7 protein-coding genes and 1 tRNA gene are annotated in these 19,915 nt (G+C 64.2%); 5 read left to right on the top strand and 3 right to left on the bottom strand.

All coding sequences use genetic code 11. The features are described 5' to 3' along the window. Positions 1 to 168: 168 nt before the first annotated feature. Positions 169 to 2,313: a penicillin-binding protein 1A gene (locus KP004_RS16875; protein ID WP_216799589.1), complete on the top strand. Its 2,145-nt coding sequence runs from the start codon at positions 169 to 171 to the stop codon at positions 2,311 to 2,313. On the opposite strand, the gene gpmA is transcribed toward KP004_RS16875, so the two are convergent. Both gpmA and KP004_RS16865 read right to left on the bottom strand, forming a co-directional pair. Next, positions 2,310 to 3,017: a 2,3-diphosphoglycerate-dependent phosphoglycerate mutase gene (gene gpmA, locus KP004_RS16870; protein ID WP_216799588.1), complete on the bottom strand. Its 708-nt coding sequence runs from the start codon at positions 3,015 to 3,017 to the stop codon at positions 2,310 to 2,312. The two genes, KP004_RS16875 and gpmA, sit on opposite strands and share 4 nt — an antisense overlap. A gap of 18 nt (positions 3,018 to 3,035) precedes the next feature. Continuing rightward, positions 3,036 to 4,358, bottom strand: a complete 1,323-nt coding sequence (locus KP004_RS16865) for a M23 family metallopeptidase (protein WP_216799587.1) — start codon at positions 4,356 to 4,358, stop codon at positions 3,036 to 3,038. A gap of 541 nt (positions 4,359 to 4,899) precedes the next feature. Between KP004_RS16865 and KP004_RS16860 the strand changes: the two genes are divergently transcribed. After that, positions 4,900 to 5,433, top strand: a complete 534-nt coding sequence (locus KP004_RS16860) for a DUF3332 domain-containing protein (RefSeq protein ID WP_216799586.1) — start codon at positions 4,900 to 4,902, stop codon at positions 5,431 to 5,433. Between the two features lie 417 nt (positions 5,434 to 5,850). Here KP004_RS16860 and KP004_RS16855 read toward each other — a convergent pair. Next, positions 5,851 to 5,926: transfer RNA gene (locus tag KP004_RS16855), tRNA-Thr, on the bottom strand. Positions 5,927 to 6,499: 573 nt separating this feature from the next. Between KP004_RS16855 and KP004_RS16850 the strand changes: the two genes are divergently transcribed. The 3 genes from KP004_RS16850 (at position 6,500) to KP004_RS16840 (ending at position 19,849) form a co-directional block, all read left to right on the top strand. After that, positions 6,500 to 10,138, top strand: coding sequence for a cytochrome c3 family protein (locus KP004_RS16850; protein WP_216799585.1), 3,639 nt, complete (start codon positions 6,500 to 6,502; stop codon positions 10,136 to 10,138). Positions 10,139 to 10,232: 94 nt separating this feature from the next. Next, positions 10,233 to 13,109 carry a CxxxxCH/CxxCH domain c-type cytochrome gene (locus KP004_RS16845; protein ID WP_216799584.1) on the top strand — a complete coding sequence of 959 codons (2,877 nt, stop codon included), beginning with the start codon at positions 10,233 to 10,235 and terminating at the stop codon, positions 13,107 to 13,109. A gap of 191 nt (positions 13,110 to 13,300) precedes the next feature. Next, entirely contained in the window at positions 13,301 to 19,849 is a 6,549-nt protein-coding gene (locus KP004_RS16840; protein WP_216799583.1) for a CxxxxCH/CxxCH domain c-type cytochrome, read from the top strand. The last annotated feature ends 66 nt before the right edge of the window (positions 19,850 to 19,915 follow it).

The following is a 19,915-nucleotide window of genomic DNA, read 5'->3' as shown; positions in this document are numbered from 1 at the left end:
GGCCGAATCAGGTAGGACGGGCGTGATCAGGTAGGACGAGGGTGGGGCGGGATCGGAGGAGCCAAAGGCGGGCGAATGATTATTCGCCCAGCTCTCCCGCCTCCACATAGGTAAATCGCCATAACCAAAGCCGCATCATCGCCGTCGTCCACAAAAGGAGTAGCAACCTTGCTTTCCCGTCGGTACGCATCACTCAAGAAGCTCGTCTCCCCCGTTCTCCTCGTCCTCCTCCTGGCGCTCACCTGCGCCGTTTCCGCCCACGCCGCCATCGCCACCTACCCGGAACTTCCGACCGGCTACACCTCGATCCGGGTCTTCGACGGCCAGCAGCGCTACGTCGGGCGCATCCTCCCCACCCAGCGTTACTGGGTCACCATCGACCGGATCCCGATCTTTTTGCGCAAGGCCCTGGTCGCCACCGAGGACGCCCGCTTCTACGAGCACGGGGGCATCGACGTGCGTGGCATCGCCCGGGCCCTGGTGAAGGACGTGGTGAAGGGACGGCTCGCCGAGGGTGGCTCCACCATCACCCAGCAGTTGATCAAGAACAAGTTCCTCTCCGGCGAGAAGTCGCTCGACCGCAAGGTGAAGGAAGTGCAGCTCGCCATGGACTTCGAGAAGAAGTACACCAAGGACCAGATCCTGGAAATGTACTTCAACGAGATCTACTTCGGCAACGGCGCCTGGGGGATCGCGCAGGCGGCGCGGCAGTACTTCGACAAGAACCCGGAGGAGCTGACCGAGGCGGAGTGCTCGATTCTGGCGGGGGTGCCCAAGAACCCGGGCCGCTACAACCCGCTGGGGGACCAGGCCAAGGTGAGCGCGCGCCGCAGCGTGGTGCTGGCCCGCATGGTCGCGGTTAAGATGATCACGCCGCAGCAGAAGAGGGCCATAGAGGCGCATCCGGCCACGGTTATCAAGCCGGGACAGGCGCAGGGGTACCTCGACCTGGTGCGCAAACAGCTCGTGGATCGCTACGGGGCGCACATCGTGGAGCAGGGCGGCCTGGACGTGATCTCGGCCATGGACGTGAACCTGCAGAAGCAGGCGGAGCAGGTGCTGCGCGAAGGAGTGAAGAAGGTCAACCCGAACCTGCAGGGAGCGCTCATCTGCATGGACCTGAAGACCGGCGACGTGCTGGCCGCGGTGGGGGGCGTCGACAACGGCAAGGGGGGCTTCAACCGCGCCTTCTCGGCCAAGCGCCAGCCCGGTTCCTCCATCAAGCCCCTCATCTACGCGGCCGCGCTGGAGCAGGGCTACACCCCGGCGAGCCTGCTGGATGACACACCGGTCAGCTACAACAAGGGGAACGGTCAGGCCTGGCGGCCGCACAACTACGAGAAGAAGAGTTTCGGGGAGCTGTCGATGCGCCAGGCGCTCGCCCACTCCAACAACGTGATCACGGTGAAGCTGCTCGAATCCCTCGGGGTCAACAACTTCGTCACCTTCGCCGGCCGCCTGGGGCTTACCCTGCGTAGTCCCAACGATCTCTCGCTCGCCCTCGGTACCGACGAGGTGACCCTGAACGACCTGGTCTCCGCCTACTCACCGCTGGCCAACGGCGGCCTGCGCAGCGAGGGGCGCACCATCATCCGGATCTACGACCGCAACCGCAAGAGCTGGAACGAGAACCCGCCGCAGGTGGCGCCGGTGCTTTCTCCGGCCACCGCTTTCGTCACCACCTCCATGATGAAGGACGTGCTCACCTACGGCACCGCCAAGGGGCTGAAGAACTTCACCCGGCAGCACCCCGCCGCCGGCAAGACCGGCACCACGGACGACTACCGCGACGCCTGGTTCGTCGGCTACACGCCGCAACTGATCACCGGGGTCTGGGTCGGCTACGACAAGCCCAAGCCGGGGGGGAGAGGCTTTACCGGCGGTGCGGTGTCCGCCCCTATCTGGGAGCGCTTCATGCGTAGCGCCAGCGCCGGAAAGCCCGCGGTGGACTTCACCAGGCCCGAGGGTGTGGTCAGTGTCAACATCGATCCCACCACCGGTCAGCTTGCCACCCCCGACTGCCCGACCACCAAGGAGGAGGACTTCATCGCCGGCACCGAGCCGACGACCTACTGCTCCAAGCATGGTGGCGATGCGATGCCGCCGGCCACGCCCGCACAGCCGGGACAGCCCGCACAGCCGGGACAGCCGGGACAGCCGGGACAGCCGGGACAGCCGGGACAGCCGGGACAGCCGGGTGCCACTGCTCCCGGGGAGGCTCCCGCCAAGGAGCCTCCCCAAGGGGGCGCTGTGGGCGAGGAAGGCAAGGGTGGCGAGGCTACCGACGGCGCTGCCGGGGAATTGCTGCGCTAGGCGGGAGTGCCGATCTCGGAGGCGTAGTAGTGCCGGATCGGTTTGAGGTTGTCGTCCAGTTCATACACCAGCGGGGTTCCGGTAGGGATCTCGAGGTTGACGATGTCCGAGTCGGAGACCCGGTCCAGGTACTTGATGAGGCCGCGCAAGCTGTTGCCGTGGGCGACGATGAGCGGGCGGCGGCATTCCCGCAGGGCCGGGACGATGACCTGCTGCCAGCACGGAAGCACCCGCTCCACCGTGTCCTGCAGGCATTCGGTCCGTGGGATGAGATGCGGCGGCAGTGACGCGTAGCGCAGATCCCGGCCGGGGTGGCGCTGGTCCCCCTCGGCGAGCGCGGGCGGCCGCACGTGGTAGCTGCGCCGCCACAGCTTCACCTGCTCCTCCCCGTACTTCTCGGCGGTCTGGGCCTTGTTCAATCCCTGCAGAGCGCCGTAGTGTCTCTCGTTGAGGCGCCAGTCCTTGCACTCCTCGATCCACATCAGATCCATCTCGCGCAGGATGAGCCAGAGCGTCCCGATGGCCCGGCGCAGCACCGAGGTGAAGGCGACGTCGAAGACGAAACCTTTCTCCCTCAAAAGCCTTCCCGCGTTCCTGCTTTCCTCCTCACCGTGCGGTGACAGTTCCACGTCGGTCCAGCCGGTGAACAGGTTTTCCTGATTCCAGACGCTCTCGCCATGTCGGACCAGTACCAGTTGCTGCATGACTTCACCTCCGCAACTTCACTTCGCGCCTGCCGCCTGCTTCGCCTCTTCCAGCTTGCCGGTCACGTTGTTTTTGATCCAGGACGGGTCCCACCACTCGATGGGATTCACCTCCTGCCCCGATATCACCACGCCGAAATGGAGGTGGTCGCCGCCGGCAAGGCCGGTGTCCCCGGTGTCGCCGATGATGTCCCCTTTCTTCACCTGGTCGCCTTCCTTCACGGCGATCCGGCTTAAGTGCCCGTAGAGCGACTGCAGCCCCATGCCGTGATCGATGATGACGCATTGGCCGTAGATGCCGAGGTCGTCGGCCCAGACCACGCGCCCGCCGTTCGCGGCCGGCACCCTCGAGTGCGCCAGCGAGGCCAGGTCGATCCCCAGGTGGTACTGCTCATCGACCTGTTTTCCCTTGTAGAAGTAGCTGCGCAACTGGCTGAAGGTGCCGCGCGGGGCGGAGTTGGGGAGGCGCATGAACTCACCTTGCCAAAGCGGTGTGTCGGAGGTCTTCAACCCCACCTGGTACAGCGTCTTCCGGTCCGCCTGCCTCACCTCACGGTTCACCTTGAGAAAGAGCTCCAGGGGGGTGGCCGCCTGCGGGAAGCGGTCCTTGAACTCGCCGGAGATCTTCTCCAGGAAGCTGTCGGTCAGCTCGATCCGGTCCCTTGGGAACGATTTCTCCAGCACGTGATAGTAGATGCCGGTGAGCCTCTCATTTCCCGCCCGGTCCACGGCCACTACCTTCGGAATGAAGCGCTCCTGCGGGATGTCGCTGGGGAAGGGGAACAGGCAGGCGTAGAAGCCGGCGGGCTGGCGGTAGGCGGGGTAGAAGCGGTCCGCGAACACGACACCGGTTTTGGCCACCTCACGGTTCACCGTGTACACCACCAGCCCGGCACCGCCTCGGGAGATGTTGTGGGCGGTGCTGATGACGGCGATTGCCGGGGGCTTGTTCCGGTAGTCGAAGTCGAAGGTCTGCTCGGTGCGGTTGCCGGAGCTGAAGCCGAAGATGGAACGGTCCCGCGCCCGGATCTCCAGCCTGACCGGACCCTCCTTGAGTCCTGGCTGGGCCGGTAGCCTGAAGGTCTCAGCCGCCTCTTTGGTCCCGGAGGGGTACTCCCTGGCGAGAACGGGGAAGTTCTTCTGCCCCTGCACCAGGTTCACGCTCAGCGACCTGAGCCCGGAACGATCCCGCAGCCGCAGCGTCACATCGAGCCTGGAGGAGATGGGGCCGCTTTGCCGGGAAAGCGCGAGGGCGGGGCCTGAAGTGTCGAGAAAGTAATACACCCCGAACCCTAGAAGGACGAGGAGGATCAGGATAGCTGCCACAGCTGTCGTTTTCATGGCTCTCCCCCCGGCATCGGTCCGGTGAGCGCTTGCTGCCCTCAACCGTCCGCTGCTGTCGGAAAAATTAACTCTAGTCAATGCACCATCGGATTTTAGCATCCGGCCCTGCGAAGTCCAGCCGAGGCGGATGGTCGCTGGAGACGGTGACGGCCTCTGAAAAATATTGTAGCGCTCTGTAAAAAATTCAGACAGGTGGTATATTACTCTCAGCTAGCTAGCTGGAACAGAATGTCTCGGAAAAAGGAGGTAGCGGCATCGAGGTAACTTCCACTGAAGAGGATTCTAACCAAGAAACAGCTGTACCAGCTCCGATGCCCCAAGCATCGGAATGACCCCTGTAACGAGGGGATCTAGTAAAAAAAGAGGCCTTGCTTATCAGTAGCAGGCCTCTTTTTCTGTTGTCACTGTTAGAGGTGATTGTGGTACAGGTAAAGCTGAAGTATATGAACAGAGCAAGCGCTCTTTCTGTTATATTAGGAGAGTCGGGAATAATGGTTTGTTCCCATAACTGGATTTCATACACAAAGGAGGATTAGCTATGAAGAGAATAACAGCGGCACTGCTTGCCATGGTGATTGCAATGGTTTCCCTGCAAGGGTGCTACGGGAAGATGGCGCTCACCAGGAAGGTGTACCAGGTAAACGGCCAGGTCGGGGACAAGTACCTGCGCAGCCTGGTGACCTGGGTCTTCATCATCGTTCCGGTCTATGGCATTGCGGCACTGGTCGACTTCGTACTGTTCAACACCATCGAGTTCTGGAGCGGGCACAACCCGGTGGCCCAGGGGGAGAAGGACTTCCAGTACAGCGAAAACGGCGACACGTTCAAAGTGCACGCCCAAAAGAGCGGGGATACGGTGCGCTACACTTTCAACCGCTACCATGGTGATACCTATCTCGATACCCTTACCATCGACTGGAATATCAAGACCGGCAACTCCGTGGCGGCGCTGCGCGAGGGGGACAACACGACCCAGTTCCAGGCGATGCGCGGCAAGGGAGGCGTACAGGTAACCAGTTCGGCTCCCGGTGCTTTGAACGCAGGCAGGCAGATGACGGCTCTGTACCAGTAGAAGCGTTTATACTCAGGGGCGGGAAGGGGTGTGGCAAGGTTAGCGGATTCAAACTCGGCGAAGAGGCAACTGAAGCAGTATACCTGGAAAAAAAAATTTCTGACAGACTGTTTCTTTCGGCCGGGCAATGCTATGTTTGACTCAGCTAGCTAGCTAAGAGGGATCTCGGAAAAAAGGAGGTAATCAGCATCAAAGAAACTCCACCGATTCGGAATCTCACAACTTGAAGCTGTAACCTCCCGGTGCCTACGGGCACTGGCAACCACCCTTGAAAAGGGTACCCAAGTAGACGCAACAAACGAGGCCCGCCTTTTAGGCGGGCCTTTCAATTTGGCAGCATGCAGTTGGTTTTCGCAGCCGGTGTCAGCGCAGCAAAATAGAAAGGGTCGCCGACCATGGTCAGCGACCCTTTTTTTATGGAGCCGAAGAGCGGACTCGAACCGCCGACTTGCTGATTACGAATCAGCTACTCTACCAACTGAGTTACTCCGGCTGATCTGTTACCGAGGGTAACCTTTTACCGTAAATCCCCCCTCCAGTCAATCTCATTCTAAATTCCCAACCTTCAACTTCCCCAGTCATCCTCGGCTTGTGAGTGCATTCCCTTGCGCGGCGCCGGCTTTTTCACGTAGCCGTCGACGTTTGTGTTTTGTTGAATGAGTTCGTTAATACGTACCAAAAACTACCGAGAGCAATGACGCAATCAGTGAGGTCAGGGGATGTCGGCTGTGTTAATTGCGACGTTACTGAAACGTTACCATCGAGGGTAAGTCTAATGATAACGTGTCCGGTGTTTTCGCTGCTCTCTAATGTTGTACCTCCGCGGGACGGCGGAATTTGTCCTGTTTGGACTGATTTGTTTTTTCCCGTTAAATCCGAATGCAAAAAATATTTTAAGTAAAAAGTGTCCAATTTGTTTCCGTTTTAGCCGAATGGAGGACCCTGCTCCGGGGGGAGGGTGCTGTTTGTAGGTACATTTCTTGCGGAGTCCCCCCCCCTGTAGGACTATTTCGTACCTCTAAATCGATCCATTACCGCACGCGAGGACCAGGGACAGGGGAAGGTTATGCTGAAAAAAACACTGGCTGTTTTGGCTGCTACGGCAGTCATATCGGGGGCGCTCTGGTCGTGGGCTGCGACGTCGTTCCAACTGCAGACCAAGCTGAACAACACCGGCGGTACCCTCCAGATCCGCAACAACCCCGTCCAGACAGCTTCCGGCACGGTCGTGTACACCAACTTCACCACCTCGGAACTGGTTCCGGTGAAGGTAACGGCCAACCCCGGCTTCAAGATCACCAGTCTGACCAAGACCGGTGTGGCCCAGGTCATCGGCAACTACACGACGCACTACGCCACGACCTTCAAGAAGGCTGACGGTTCGCCCCAGTCTCTCATCGCGGGCTTCACCGCCCAGAAGTACACGATCAGCGGCACCGCCTACGGCCCGGGCGGCATCACCCCGGCCAGCACCCAGGTCACCTACGGCGGCACCGCGGTCTTCACCGTCACCCCCAATGCCAACTCGGTGCTGACCGCCGTCAGCGGCGGCACGGCCACCAACCTTTCCGGCGGCGCGATCAGCTTCCCCTACCTTGGCCAGGCCAACATCACGGTCAGGAACGTAACCGGTCCTGCCGCCGTGACAGCGTCCTTCTCCGCGGTGGGGATCAGCGCCGGCGATAACCAGACCGGGATGATCGTCACCAAGGTGACCCTGAGGGGCTCGATGCAGGGTGGCGGCACCTTCACCTGGAATCAGGAGAGCGGTCCGGCGGTCACCCTGCAGGACGCCAGCACGCTCAACCCGAACTTCGTGCCGATGGTGCTGGGCACCTACGTGTTCCGCGCCACCCAGTACCTGAACGGCGTCGCGGTCTCCACCTCCACCACCCAGGTGAAGGTGGTCGACTCGCTGATCGACTCCATGCGGACCGACTGCAACGGCTGCCACTCCGCCACCGGCGTCTACCCGACCCCGATGGCGTTCACCCTGTGGTCCTCCTCGAACCACAAGTCTCTGGGCGTTTCCTGCGTTTCCTGCCATACCACCGGTGCCATGCCGACCCCGGTCAACGTCTCGAGCGTCGATTCCAACACCTTCGTCAACCTGGCGGCCTCCGCCGGCCCGGTGGGCGACTACTTCTGCGCCGCCTGCCACACCGACTCGATTTTCTCCGGCTACGACCGCTCCATGCATAAGACGGTGGGCGTCACCTGTACCTCCTGCCACAAGGGCGGGGCGCATCAGCCCGAGGCGGACCCGGGCGTCTGCGCGGGATGCCACTACAACGGCCTGGGCATCGTCCCCAACCACACGGTAGAGATCGGCAGGAACGTTCTCTGTATCTCCTGCCACAACCCGCACTCCAGCTTCGCGGCGGTGCAGGGCGACCTGGAGACGCTGCACTACGGCAACATGACCACCGGCGCCTACCCGGCGACCTACGTCACCTCGCGTTCGGCCTGCACCGACTGCCACTTCTCGACCGTCAGCAACCAGGCGATCCGCCAGGCGTGGTACACCTCCGGTCACGCCAAGGGGAGCGCGCCGGCGTACTCCACCTACGACTTCAAGACCATGAACGGCTGCGTGCAGTGCCACACCACCACGGGCTTCGTGGCCTACTCCTCCGCCAAGGTGACCACGGCCTGGGGCGACTCCGCGGACAAGACCAAGGAGATGGTCACCTGCCGCGCCTGCCACGTCGACATCACCGCCGGCGCGCTGCGCACCATGGCGCCGTCCAAGCCGTTTGCCAACGAGCCCACCTACCTGAACCCGGCAGTGGGCGAGTCCAACCTGTGCATGACCTGCCACAGCGGCACCAACACCGGCCAGGTGATCACGGACAAACTGCAGGCGAACGCGGACTTCACCAACCTCGCCTTCATCCCGCCGCACTACGCGGTGTCGGGCGCCACCATGTACGCCAAGGGGGGGTACCACTTCCCGGGGCGCAACTACGACCTCGGCGCCACCCACAGCAACCTCGGCTTCGACAACGCCAAGGGGCCCTGCATCATGTGCCACAGAAACGGCACCTACGGCCACTCCTTCAGAAGCGGGGTGAGCGCGATCTGCACCACCTGCCACGGCACCAACATGCCGGAAGAGCAGCGCCAGCTGGCGCGCGATTCCTTCACGAGCCTTTTGGAAGTGCTGCGCGCGCAACTGGCGGCCAAGGGCTTCATCTACACCGAGAAGGCGCCGCACTTCAACGAGCGTAACTGGGGCTCCGGTCAGCAGGGTGCGAACGTCATGGGCGCCGCCTTCAACTACGCCCTGTTGTTGCGGGAGCTCGGCTCCTTCGGCCACAACCCGCGCTACTCGAAACAGCTGGCCATGGACTCCATCGACATCCTGGACAACGGCGTGATCGACGACTCGGTGACCACGCTGGCGGTGCCGACCCTGCGGGATGCGGGTGCCATCAGCCAGGCGGTGGCCGATTCCGTAGTCGCCTACAAGGCGCGCAACCTGTGCATCACCTGCCACGGCGGTTCCGCTTCGACCCCGAGCCCGATGGCGACCAACCAGCATGCGACCCACATCACCGCGGTCTACGGCCCGGGCAACTTCCTGGGGAGCGAGTACACCGCCTGCCAGGCCTGCCACGTCGGGACCACCGCCACCCACAACAACGGCTCGCCGGACCTGAAAAGCGGCGACGGCTCGCTGTGCATGGGGTGCCACGCCGGCCAGCTGGTTGACTGGAAGACCACCACCCGCATCAACTGCACCGTGTGCCACGCCCAGAACCCGGCGACGCTCCCCAACGGGGTCCAGGCGCCGAACAAGGCCTACTTCGGCACCTCCGGCCACGGCCGCTTCGCAGTGTCGAACCAGTGCACGGTGTGCCACGACAGGAACGCGACCCACATCACCGGGACCCTGGGGGACAGCAAGCGTCTGCTCATGAACAACGACAACACGCTGTGCGCCTCCTGCCACAGCAACCCGACCATCGTTTCGGCGCGCTTCCTGAACATCAGCACGCACCGCGCGAAGGATGGTGCCCCGGTCGCCTGCCGCGAGTGCCACGACACGCACGGCACCGGCAACCTCTCCATGATCAGAAGCGAGATCAGGGGCTTCACCATCGCCTACACCGACCGGGTCAACACGCTGGTGGAGACCACCTACAACCGCGGCCTGTGCCAGGTCTGCCACACCAAGACCAACTACTACCGTGCCGGGGTTCCGGAGGGCAGTCACTTCACCTCGGGCTGCCTGGACTGCCACACCCACACCAGCAGCGGCGGCGCCTTCAAGCCGGTCGGCGGCGGCTGCGACTCCTGCCACGGCTACCCGCCGGCACCGAAGAACACGGCGACCGGGTTCGGCAGCTACGCCAACTGGGCCAACGCGCGCTTCGAGGACTACTCGGGCGGCGGCGGCGCGCATCTCGTGGCGGCGCACATCTCTCCGTTTGCCAAGGCGGAGGAAGGGTGGACCAACTGCACGGCGTGCCACAACGGCGGCGCCACGGGGCTCACTTCGTACCACAAGATGGTGACGCCGGTTAAGGATCACATCGAGAACGTGACCGTGCTGGTGGACAACAGCCTGCGCTTCTCCAACAGCTTCACCGTCTACACCGGTGCCAAGCTGACCAGCGTGCCCGGCGCCAACCAGACCGGCAGCTGCTTCAACATCGCCTGCCACATGAGCCCGTCGGCAAGGTGGAGCACCGAGCGGTAGGAGAGGACAAGTAGCAAAGCCGTACCGTTTCTGGATCAACGGAAGATTCAGCTTTTATAAAATGACGCAAGCAGGACACCAAGAGGAGGAGAAAATGTTATCAAAGTATGGAGGGCGCTGTTTCCTGGTGCTGGCACTTCTCGTGCTGACACTGATGCAGTTGTCCGTGGGGAAGGCACAGGCCGCCCCGCAGTACAACTATGACTGTTCTTTCTGTCACACGATGCCGCCACTGGATTCCGGTACTGTGAAGAAGAACCCCAACACCGGCGCAGTGCCGGGCAACCACGCAGGGCACGCCACCTCGGCGGTCAATTCCTGCGTTACCTGCCACGGCAGCCAGGTCAGCGGCTACGCCATGGGGCACCGCAACAAGACCATCGAGCTTGCCGACGGCGTCGGCTACTCCAGAAAGATCGCGGCCGGCTTCGTGAACCAGACCTCGGTTCCGCCGAACCCGATGGGGACCTGCTCCACCGCGACCTGCCACAGCGACGGCAAAGGCACCCTGCGTGCGACCCCGGCCTGGGGTAGCGCAGCCCTCACCGTACCGGGCGGCTGCTCCGCCTGCCACAGCGTCGCTCCGTCGACCGGCAGCCACCCGGTCGCCGGCAGCAAGCACGGCAACTACTACGGCACCGGCGTCGGCTCCTGCGTGCAGTGCCATACCGACCACTCGGTACAGGCCAAGCCGTTTGCCCACGCTACCTCGGCCGGCCACCGCGCCATCGAGGTGAAGTTCGCCACCGGCGGCACCTTCGCGGCCAACCAGTGCTCCAACGTCTACTGCCACAGCAACGGCCGCGGCACCTACACCCCGCCGACCTGGGGTGGGACCCTTACCTGCGCCGGCTGCCACGGCGACGCGACCAGCAACACCCTGTCGGGCAACCACGCGAAACACGTGAACAACGCGGCCTTCCTCGGCACCTCCTACGGCTGCGTCGAGTGCCACAGCTCGACCGTTTCCGACAACAGCACCATCTCCACCTTCGCAAACCACGTGAACCAGACCAAGGACGTGGCGGGTGCACGCGTCGGTACCCCGGTATCCGGGACCTGCTCCACCTCCTACTGCCACAGCGACGGCAAAGGGACCATGAAGAGCGTGACCTGGACCGGTTCCACCGCCCTGACCTGTAAGTCCTGCCATGGTGCCGATGCGGCTCCGGCCTTCACTTCCGTCGCCGGCGAGCCGAACTACGCCAACGCCGGAGCAGACCAGCCGCGCGCCAACAGCCACAAAAACCACGTCGCTTCGGCCGCTGACTGCGCAAGCTGCCACGCCGACACCACCGTGAACGGCACCAGCATCAAGGCCGGCGGGTTCCACACCAACAGCACCCGCGACGTCAAGGCCGGCGCCAGGAGCTTCACCATCGTCGGGAACACCTGCTCCGCGGTAGCCTGCCACGACGGCAACGGCATCGTGGCCAACGTCCCCGCTGCCAAGTGGGGCGCATCCCTTGGCTGCACCGGTTGCCACGGCAACGCGAGCTCCCTTACCACCAACGCGCATGCTGCGCACGTAAGCACCAAAGGTTACACCTGCGACACCTGCCACGCCGCCACTGTCAGCGGGAACACCTTCTTCGTTAACAAGGCTCTCCACGGCGACGCCACCGTCGAGGTTGCCGGCGCCAACGTGACCACCTGGAGCGGCACCGCCACCAAGACCTGCGCCACCTCCTGCCACCTCTCGGCAACCCCGCAGTGGAACGTCCCCGCATCCGGCGCCTGCGGTACCTGCCACACCGCGCTTTCCAACACCACCGGCGGCCTGATCAACAGCAACGCGCACTCCCAGCACTTCACGGCAACCTACGGCCCGGGCTTCAACTCGACCCTGACCACCTCCTGCTCGAACTGCCACACCTCGAACACCGCGAGCACCCACGCCGACGGCACCCTGAACCTTGCCGCCGGCATGAACAAGATCGGCACCTGCTCCACCTGCCACGCCCAGAGCACCAACTGGACCACCGGCCGCGTCACCTGCGAAAGCTGCCACTCGACCGCGGGCGGTGCGCTCTCCGTCATCGGCGGCATCACCGCTCCCGACAAGACCCTGGCGGCTACCAAGGGCCACGGCAAGGCCGGCATCGCCCAGGCCTGCTCCGCTTGCCACGACAACACCGCAGCCCACATAAGCGGCGTGCTGGGCGACCAGAAGCGTCTGCTTCCCGTCCTGGTCGGCGCCACCAACCAGGAGTGCGACTACTGCCACACCAACCCAGCCAAGGTCAGCGGCACCAAGCTCAACGTGAGGGCTCACAAAGCTACCGGCCTGGGCTCCAAGTGTGCGGACTGCCACAACGGCCACGGTACCGCCAACACCATGATGGTGAACACCACCATCAACGGCACCGCAGTGAGCTTCACCGGCAACAACACCTTTGCCAACCCGGCTCAGACCGGCGTCTGCCAGGTCTGCCACACCAGCACCCAGTACTTCACCAAGGCTGGCGTGCCGGCTCAGGACCACGTAGCCTCCACCACGGACTGCACCCAGTGCCACCAGCACAACCCGGCCACCGGCCTCGCGTTCGTGCCCAATGGCGGTTGCGACGCCTGCCACGGCTACCCGCCGGCACCGCGTCAGACCCTCAGCGCCATTACCTTCGGCGTGCAGGGCAACTGGTCTTCGGCCCGCTTCGAAGACTACTCCGGCGGCGGTGGTGCCCACATCCTCGTGGCGCACATCAAGAAGGACGCCAAGCCCTCCGAGGGCTGGGCTAACTGCCTGCCGTGCCACAAGGGGAGCGACGCTTCCCACGCCCGTGCCCTGCCCATCAGGACCCACGTGGAAAGTGTAAGCGTCGACATCGACCCGCAGTACCGCTTCTCCGACGACGCCCTCGCCACCTACACCAGCGCTACGCTGGTCTCCGGCGGGACCAACAAGTCGGGCAGCTGCTTCAACGTGAGCTGCCACTTCAAGCCGAGCGCGAAGTGGAGTATCGAAAGGTAGCAGTAATCCGCGTGTTTACGCGGAAGCTTTGCAAGTAGTAGAAGCATGTGAAAACCCCGGCGGGGGAGTGGATCCCCCCCGCCGGGTCATGGATGAATTAGCACTACGGTCAGGTGTTTTGAGATAAAGGAGTGGAAATGAGGGGCTACCGCAGACTCGGATGGTACAACCCACGAGTGATAGCTTTGCTGATGACGCTGGGAGCTGCGCTCCTGGCTGGCACAAAGGCCGAGGCCGCACCGCAGTACAACTACGGGTGCGATGCCTGCCACACCATGCCTCCTCTTGATTCAGCCAACGGACGGCGTATTCCGGCCACCGGTGCATTCAAGGGAAACCATGGCAGCCATGCCGACAGTAACGCGCTGTCGTGCGTCAAGTGTCACGGCTCCGGCGTACTCGTGTACCAGACCGGCCACCGCACCGACGACATCAAGGTCTCCGGCAACATCAACGGTTCCGCGACCGGCAGCTACAGCCGCGCCTTCGTGAACCAGACCTCGGTGCCCCCGACTCCGCTGGGGTCCTGCTCCAACGTGAACTGCCACTTCGAGCGCACCAGCCCCGAGTGGGGGAGCGCGGCCTATGCCAGCCCGGTCGATTGCAACAGCTGCCACGGCTCCTCGCTTTCCGCGGGGCACCCCGTATCCGGTTCCAAGCACGGCACCTACTACGGCACCGGCACCGGCGCCTGCGTCAAGTGCCACACGGACCACAGCGCCGAGGCGAAACCGTTTGCGCATGCGACCAGCGTGACCCACCGCGGCATTGCGCTCAACTTCACCGCGACACCGAACAACGGCGGGAGCTACTCCGGCCCGACCAACGATTTTCTCCCGAGCCAGACCAACACCTTTGGATCCTGCTCGGGCCTCTACTGCCACAGCGACGGCACCACCAAGACCGGTCCCTTCACGACAACCACCGTGCCCAACTGGGGCAACGCGACCCTGGGCTGCAACGGCTGCCACGGCGGTCCGGCGTCCCTGGGGACCAAGATCCTCGCTACCGGAAAGCACCAGGCCCACATCAACAACCCCGGGGCCCTGGGGAGCAACTACGGCTGCGTCGAGTGCCATGCGAAAACCGCAGCGAGCGACTCCGCAATTGCCGTTACCGCGAACCACGTCAACACCTTCGTCGAGTACTCCGGCGCGAAGGCCGGTAAGAACTACTCCGGCGGTTCCTGTTCCAACACCTACTGCCACACCTCGGGCAAGAAGGGTGTGGCGGGCGTGGCCTCGACCGTCGAGCCGGGCAACCCGTCCTGGAGCGGTGCGGCCATGGTCTGCAACGGCTGCCACGGCGCACAGCCGATGGGGACCGCAGGGGTTGCCTTCACTTCGCTCGCGGGCGAACCGAACTACGTGAGCTCCGGCCTTGCCGCCGCCAACAGCCATGAGAAGCACGTCGGGGCGGCGGGTGCCTCCACCTGCAACAGTTGCCACGCCAAGACCACGACCACCGGCACCAGCATCGTCGCCGGCGGCCAGCACATCGACGGCCTCATCAACTACACCTCCGCCAGCGCCAGCTTCGGCAAGAAGGCCAACAAGACCTGCTCCAACATCAGCTGCCATTCGGGCAACGGCAAGGTCCCCGTGGTAGCGGACGCCCAATGGGGCACCAGCCTTAACTGCAACGGTTGCCACGGTGGCCCGCTTGCTCTGGGCAGCAACGTCATCAATACCGGGGCGCACACCCAGCACACGAACCAGCCCTCGGTGATCGGCGACAACATGGCGTGCGCCGAGTGCCACGCGAAGACGGTCGCGGTCGACACCGCCATCGCGACGCCGGCAAACCACATGAACAACTTCGTGGACTACTCCGGCGTCAGGGCCGGCAAGAGCAGCACCCTGGTCTCCGGCACCTGCTCCGCGACCTACTGCCACACCTCCGGCAAGAAGGGGCAGACCGGCATGGTCGCCACCGTCGAGCCTGCCAACCCGTCCTGGAGCGGGCCGGCCATGGGGTGCAACGGCTGCCACGGCGCAAAACCCTTCGGTACCGCCGGCGTCACCTTCACCTCCATCGCCGGCGAGCCGAACTACGCGAGCTCCGGCCTTGCAGCAGCGAACAGCCACGAAAAGCACGTGGGCGCGGCAGGCGCCACCACCTGCGCCAACTGCCACTCCAAGACCACGACCAACGGCACGTCCATCATCGCGGGAAGCCAGCACCTGGATCGCCTAGCCAACTACACCTCCGCCAATGGCACCTTCGCCAAGGCCGCCAACAAGAGCTGCTCCAACATCACCTGCCACTCAGGCAACGGCAAGGTGTCCGGCGTGTTCGACGCCCAGTGGGGCACCTCCCTTGGCTGTAACGGCTGCCACGGAGGCCCTGCGGCTCTCGGCAGCAGGAAACTCGCATCCGGCAAGCACGCGGCGCACATGGACCAGGCAGCCGTTCTGGGGGACAACCTGGGCTGCGTCGAGTGCCACTCGAAAACGGTCTCCAGCGACTCGGCTGTATCCACACCGCTCAACCACATGAACTCCTTCGTGGACTACTCCGGCGTCAGGGCGGGCAGGAGCACCACCTACAGCGGCGGCACCTGCTCCGCCACCTACTGCCATACCTCCGGTAAGAAGGGACAGTCCGGGATGGTGGCGACGGTCGAGCCGTCAGCTCCCTCCTGGAGCGGCGCTGCCATGGGTTGCAACGGCTGCCACGGCGCGAAGCCGTATGGTACCGCAGGGGTCGCCTTCACCTCCCTCGCGGGCGAACCGAACTACGTGAGCTCCGGTCTCGCCGCGGCGAACAGCCACGAGAAGCACGTCGGCGCCGCCGGCGCCACCACCTGCTCCAAGTGCCACGCCAAGACCACGACCAACGGCACCACACTTATCGCAGGGAACCAGCACCTGAACGGCTTCGCCAACTACACCGCCGCCGACCTGAGCTTCGGCAAGAAGGTGAACAAGACCTGCTCCAACATCAGCTGCCACTCGGGCAACGGCAAGGTCGTCTCGGTAGCCGATGCGCAGTGGGGCGCCACCCTTGGCTGCAACGGCTGCCACGGCGGTCCGGCTGCCCTGGGCAGTAACATCATCAACACCGGGGCGCACAACGCCCACATCAACCAGCCCTCGGTGCTCGGGGATAACCTGGTGTGCGCCGAGTGCCACTCCAACACCGTCTCCAGCAACACCGCCATCGGCACCCCGGCAAACCACATGAACGCCTTCGTGGACTACTCCGGCGCCAAGGCGGGCAAGAGGAGCACCGTCGTCGGCGGCACCTGTTCCGCGACCTATTGCCACACCTCGGGCAAGAAGGGTCAGGCGAACATGGTGGCTACCGTCGAGCCGGCGGCCCCGAACTGGAACGGACCGGCCATGGGTTGCACCGGCTGCCACGGCGCACAACCCTTGGGGACCGCCGGGGTCGAGTTTACCTCCATCGCGGGTGAGCCGAACTACCTGACCGGCGGACCGGGCGCCACCAACGCCAACTCCCACAAGAAGCACGTGGGGGCGGCCGGTGCCACCACCTGCTCCAACTGCCACTCGAAGACCACGACCAACGGTACGGCCGTCATCGCGGGAAGCCAGCACCTGGACCGCATGGCCAACTACACCTCTGCCAACGGCAGCTTCGGCAAGGTCGCCAACAAGACCTGCTCCAACATCACCTGCCACAGCGGCAACGGCAAGGTGTCCGGCGTGTTCGACGCCCAATGGGGCGACACCCTTAGCTGTAACGGCTGCCACGGCGGCCCCGCGGCCCTGGGCACCAGGAAGCTCAACACCGGCAGCCACCCGCAGCACATGGACCAGACGAGCGTCCTGGGCGACAACCTGGGCTGTGTCGAGTGCCACTCCAAGACGGTCTCCAGCGACTCGCTGGTATCCACGCCTGCCAACCACCTGAACAGCTTCGTCGACTACTCCGGCGTCAGGGCGGGCAGGAGCACCACCTACAGCGGCGGCACCTGCTCCTCCACCTACTGCCACACCTCCGGCAAGAAGGGACAGACCGGCATGGTGGCAACGGTCGAACCGGCTGCTCCCGTCTGGGGCGGCGCCGCCATAGATTGCAAAGGCTGCCACGGCGCGAAGCCCTTCGGGACCGCAGGGGTCGCCTTCACCTCCGTCGCCGGCGAGCCGAACTACGTGAGCTCCGGCCTTGCCGCCGCCAACAGCCATGAGAAACACGTCGGCGCCGCCGGCGCCAGCACCTGCTCCAAGTGCCATGCGAAGACCACCAGCAACGGCACCACCTTGATCGCCGGTAGCCAACACCTGAACGGCTTCTCCAACTACACCGCAGCCGACCTGAGCTTCGGCAAGAAGGTGAACAAGACCTGCTCCAACATCAGCTGCCACTCGAGTAACGGCAAGATCGTCTCGGTCGCCGACGCGCAGTGGGGTGCCACCCTTGGCTGCAACGGCTGCCACGGCGGCCCGGTCGGCCTCGCCACCAACAGGATCGTCACCGGCGCCCACGCGCAGCATACCAACCAGGCCTCGGTGATCGGCGACAACCTGGCATGCGTCGAGTGCCATGCCAACACGGTCACCAGCGACACCACCCTGGGCGCCGCCAACCACATGAACAACTTCGTGGACTACTCCGGTGTCAGGGCCGGCAAGAGGAGCACCGTGGTCGGCGGCACCTGTTCCGCGACCTACTGCCACACCTCCGGTAAGAAGGGGCAGCCCGGCATGGTGGCCACCATCGAACCGGCGGCCCCGAACTGGAGCGGCACCGGCATGGGTTGCACCGGCTGCCACGGCGCGCAAGGCCTTGGCACCGGCGGTGTCGAGTTCACCAGCGTAGCCGGCGAGCCTAACTACACCTCCGGCCTGCCGGGGACCGAGAGCGCCAACTCCCACAAGAAGCACGTGGGGAGCGGCGGGGCAGCGACCTGCGTCTACTGCCACTCCAAGACCACGAGCAACGGCACCGCCATCATCAGCGGCAGCCAGCACCTGAACGGCTTCAACAACTTCACCTCGGGCGGCGGCAAGACCTTCTACAAACGCGCCAACAAGACCTGCTCCAACATCAGCTGCCACTCCGGCAACGGCAAGGTGGCGGGCGTGGCCGACGCACAGTGGGGCGCGACCATTGGCTGCAACGGCTGCCACGGCGGCCCGGTGGCCCTGGGCACCAACATCCTCGCCACCGGCTCGCACCCGCAGCACATGAACACCGGCTCCGCCGTAACCAACTACGGCTGCGTGGAGTGCCACGCGCAAACAGTCTCCAGCGATACCCAGATCTCCAACACGCTGGTCCACGCCGACACTTACGTGAACTACTCCGGCGTCAAGGCCGGCAAGAGCAGCACCTATGTCGGCGGCGTCTGCTCCGCCAGCTACTGCCACAGCTCCGGCAAGAAGGGACAGACCGGGATGGTTGCGACTGTCGAGCCGGCAGCTCCGTCCTGGGGCGGCACCGCACTGGGCTGCAACGGCTGCCACGGCGCCAAGACCTTCGGCACCGCCGGGGTCGCTTTCACCTCGGTTGCCGGCGAGCCGAACTACACCAGCGGGCCCCAAGGGTCCGCAAGCGCCAACTCGCACCAAAAGCACGTCAAAGCAGCCGGCGCCGCCACCTGCGTGCTGTGCCACAGCAGCACCGTGGACGCAACCGGCACCCAGATCATCGGCAACCACACCAACAAGGTGGCCGACGTGCTCGCCGGCGGCACCGCAAGCTTCGGTTACCCGGGGAGCAAGACCTGCTCCAACGTCTCCTGCCACGCCGGCACCGGCTACACCGCCGCCAACGCCGTCTGGGGCGCGACGCTTGACTGCAAAGGCTGCCACGGCACCCTCTCCGGCGCCCACACCCGCCACGTCGGCACCGCCTGGGGCACCCTGCCGTTCTACAACTACACCGCCAACGTCTCCACCGGTTCCGACACCGACGGTGTCACCTGGAAGGCCTACGGCTTCGGCTGCGCCAACTGCCACCCGGTCACCCTGGCGAACCACATGAACGGCAGCGTCGAGGTGGAGCTGAACACGGTCACCGGCGCCAGCACGCTCAGGAAGAAGAACAGCGCCGCCGGCCTCATCGGCAGCACCGGCACCGGCACGGTTTCCTGCTCCAACGTCTACTGCCACGAGAACACTACCACGCCGCAGTGGAACCAGACCTACACCGCAGCGACCCGCTGCTCGGGCTGCCACGAGAATGCACCGAGCACCGACTCGCACGCGGCGCACAAGGTCGGCATCCACTACGACAACATCTACTCCGGCACCACCGGCCTTTTGCCGGCATCGGGCGCGGTGGGCGTCAACGCCGGCCACGGCGACCCGGCGCAATCGACCACCATCGGCTGCAACATCTGCCACTACAACACGGTCAACGTGGCCAGGAACAAGTACAACAGCTCCTGCTCCACCGCGGCCTGCCACGGCAACACCACCGGCAACAACACCGACGCCCTGGGCGCTTCCAGGATCAGCAACTTGGCCAACCACGTCAACGGCAAGAACGACATCGCCTTCTTGCCGAGCACCTATATCAAGTCGAAGGCCCAGGTCACCGACGCGGCCTTCGTCTCCTACACCGGCGGCCTTGCCGGCTGGAACAAGACCCGCACCTACAAAGCGGGTGCTTCGAGCTACGACACCTCGAAGGGGTACCTCAACACCGTCGGCAGCTACGCCAGCGGCAGCTGCTCCAACATCGTCTGCCACAACGGCGTGACCGTACACTGGGTCAACGACTTCGGCGGAGCACGCGATTGCACCATGTGCCATGTCAACCTGTAACCACGCTCCTCCCGGACTCCGGCCCGGGAGGGACTTACAAAGAACTTTGAGCTTTCGATACATAAC

The organism is Geomonas oryzisoli, assembly GCF_018986915.1.
GTDB classification, from domain to species: domain Bacteria; phylum Desulfobacterota; class Desulfuromonadia; order Geobacterales; family Geobacteraceae; genus Geomonas; species Geomonas oryzisoli.
This window is presented reverse-complemented; position numbering and strand designations above follow the sequence as displayed.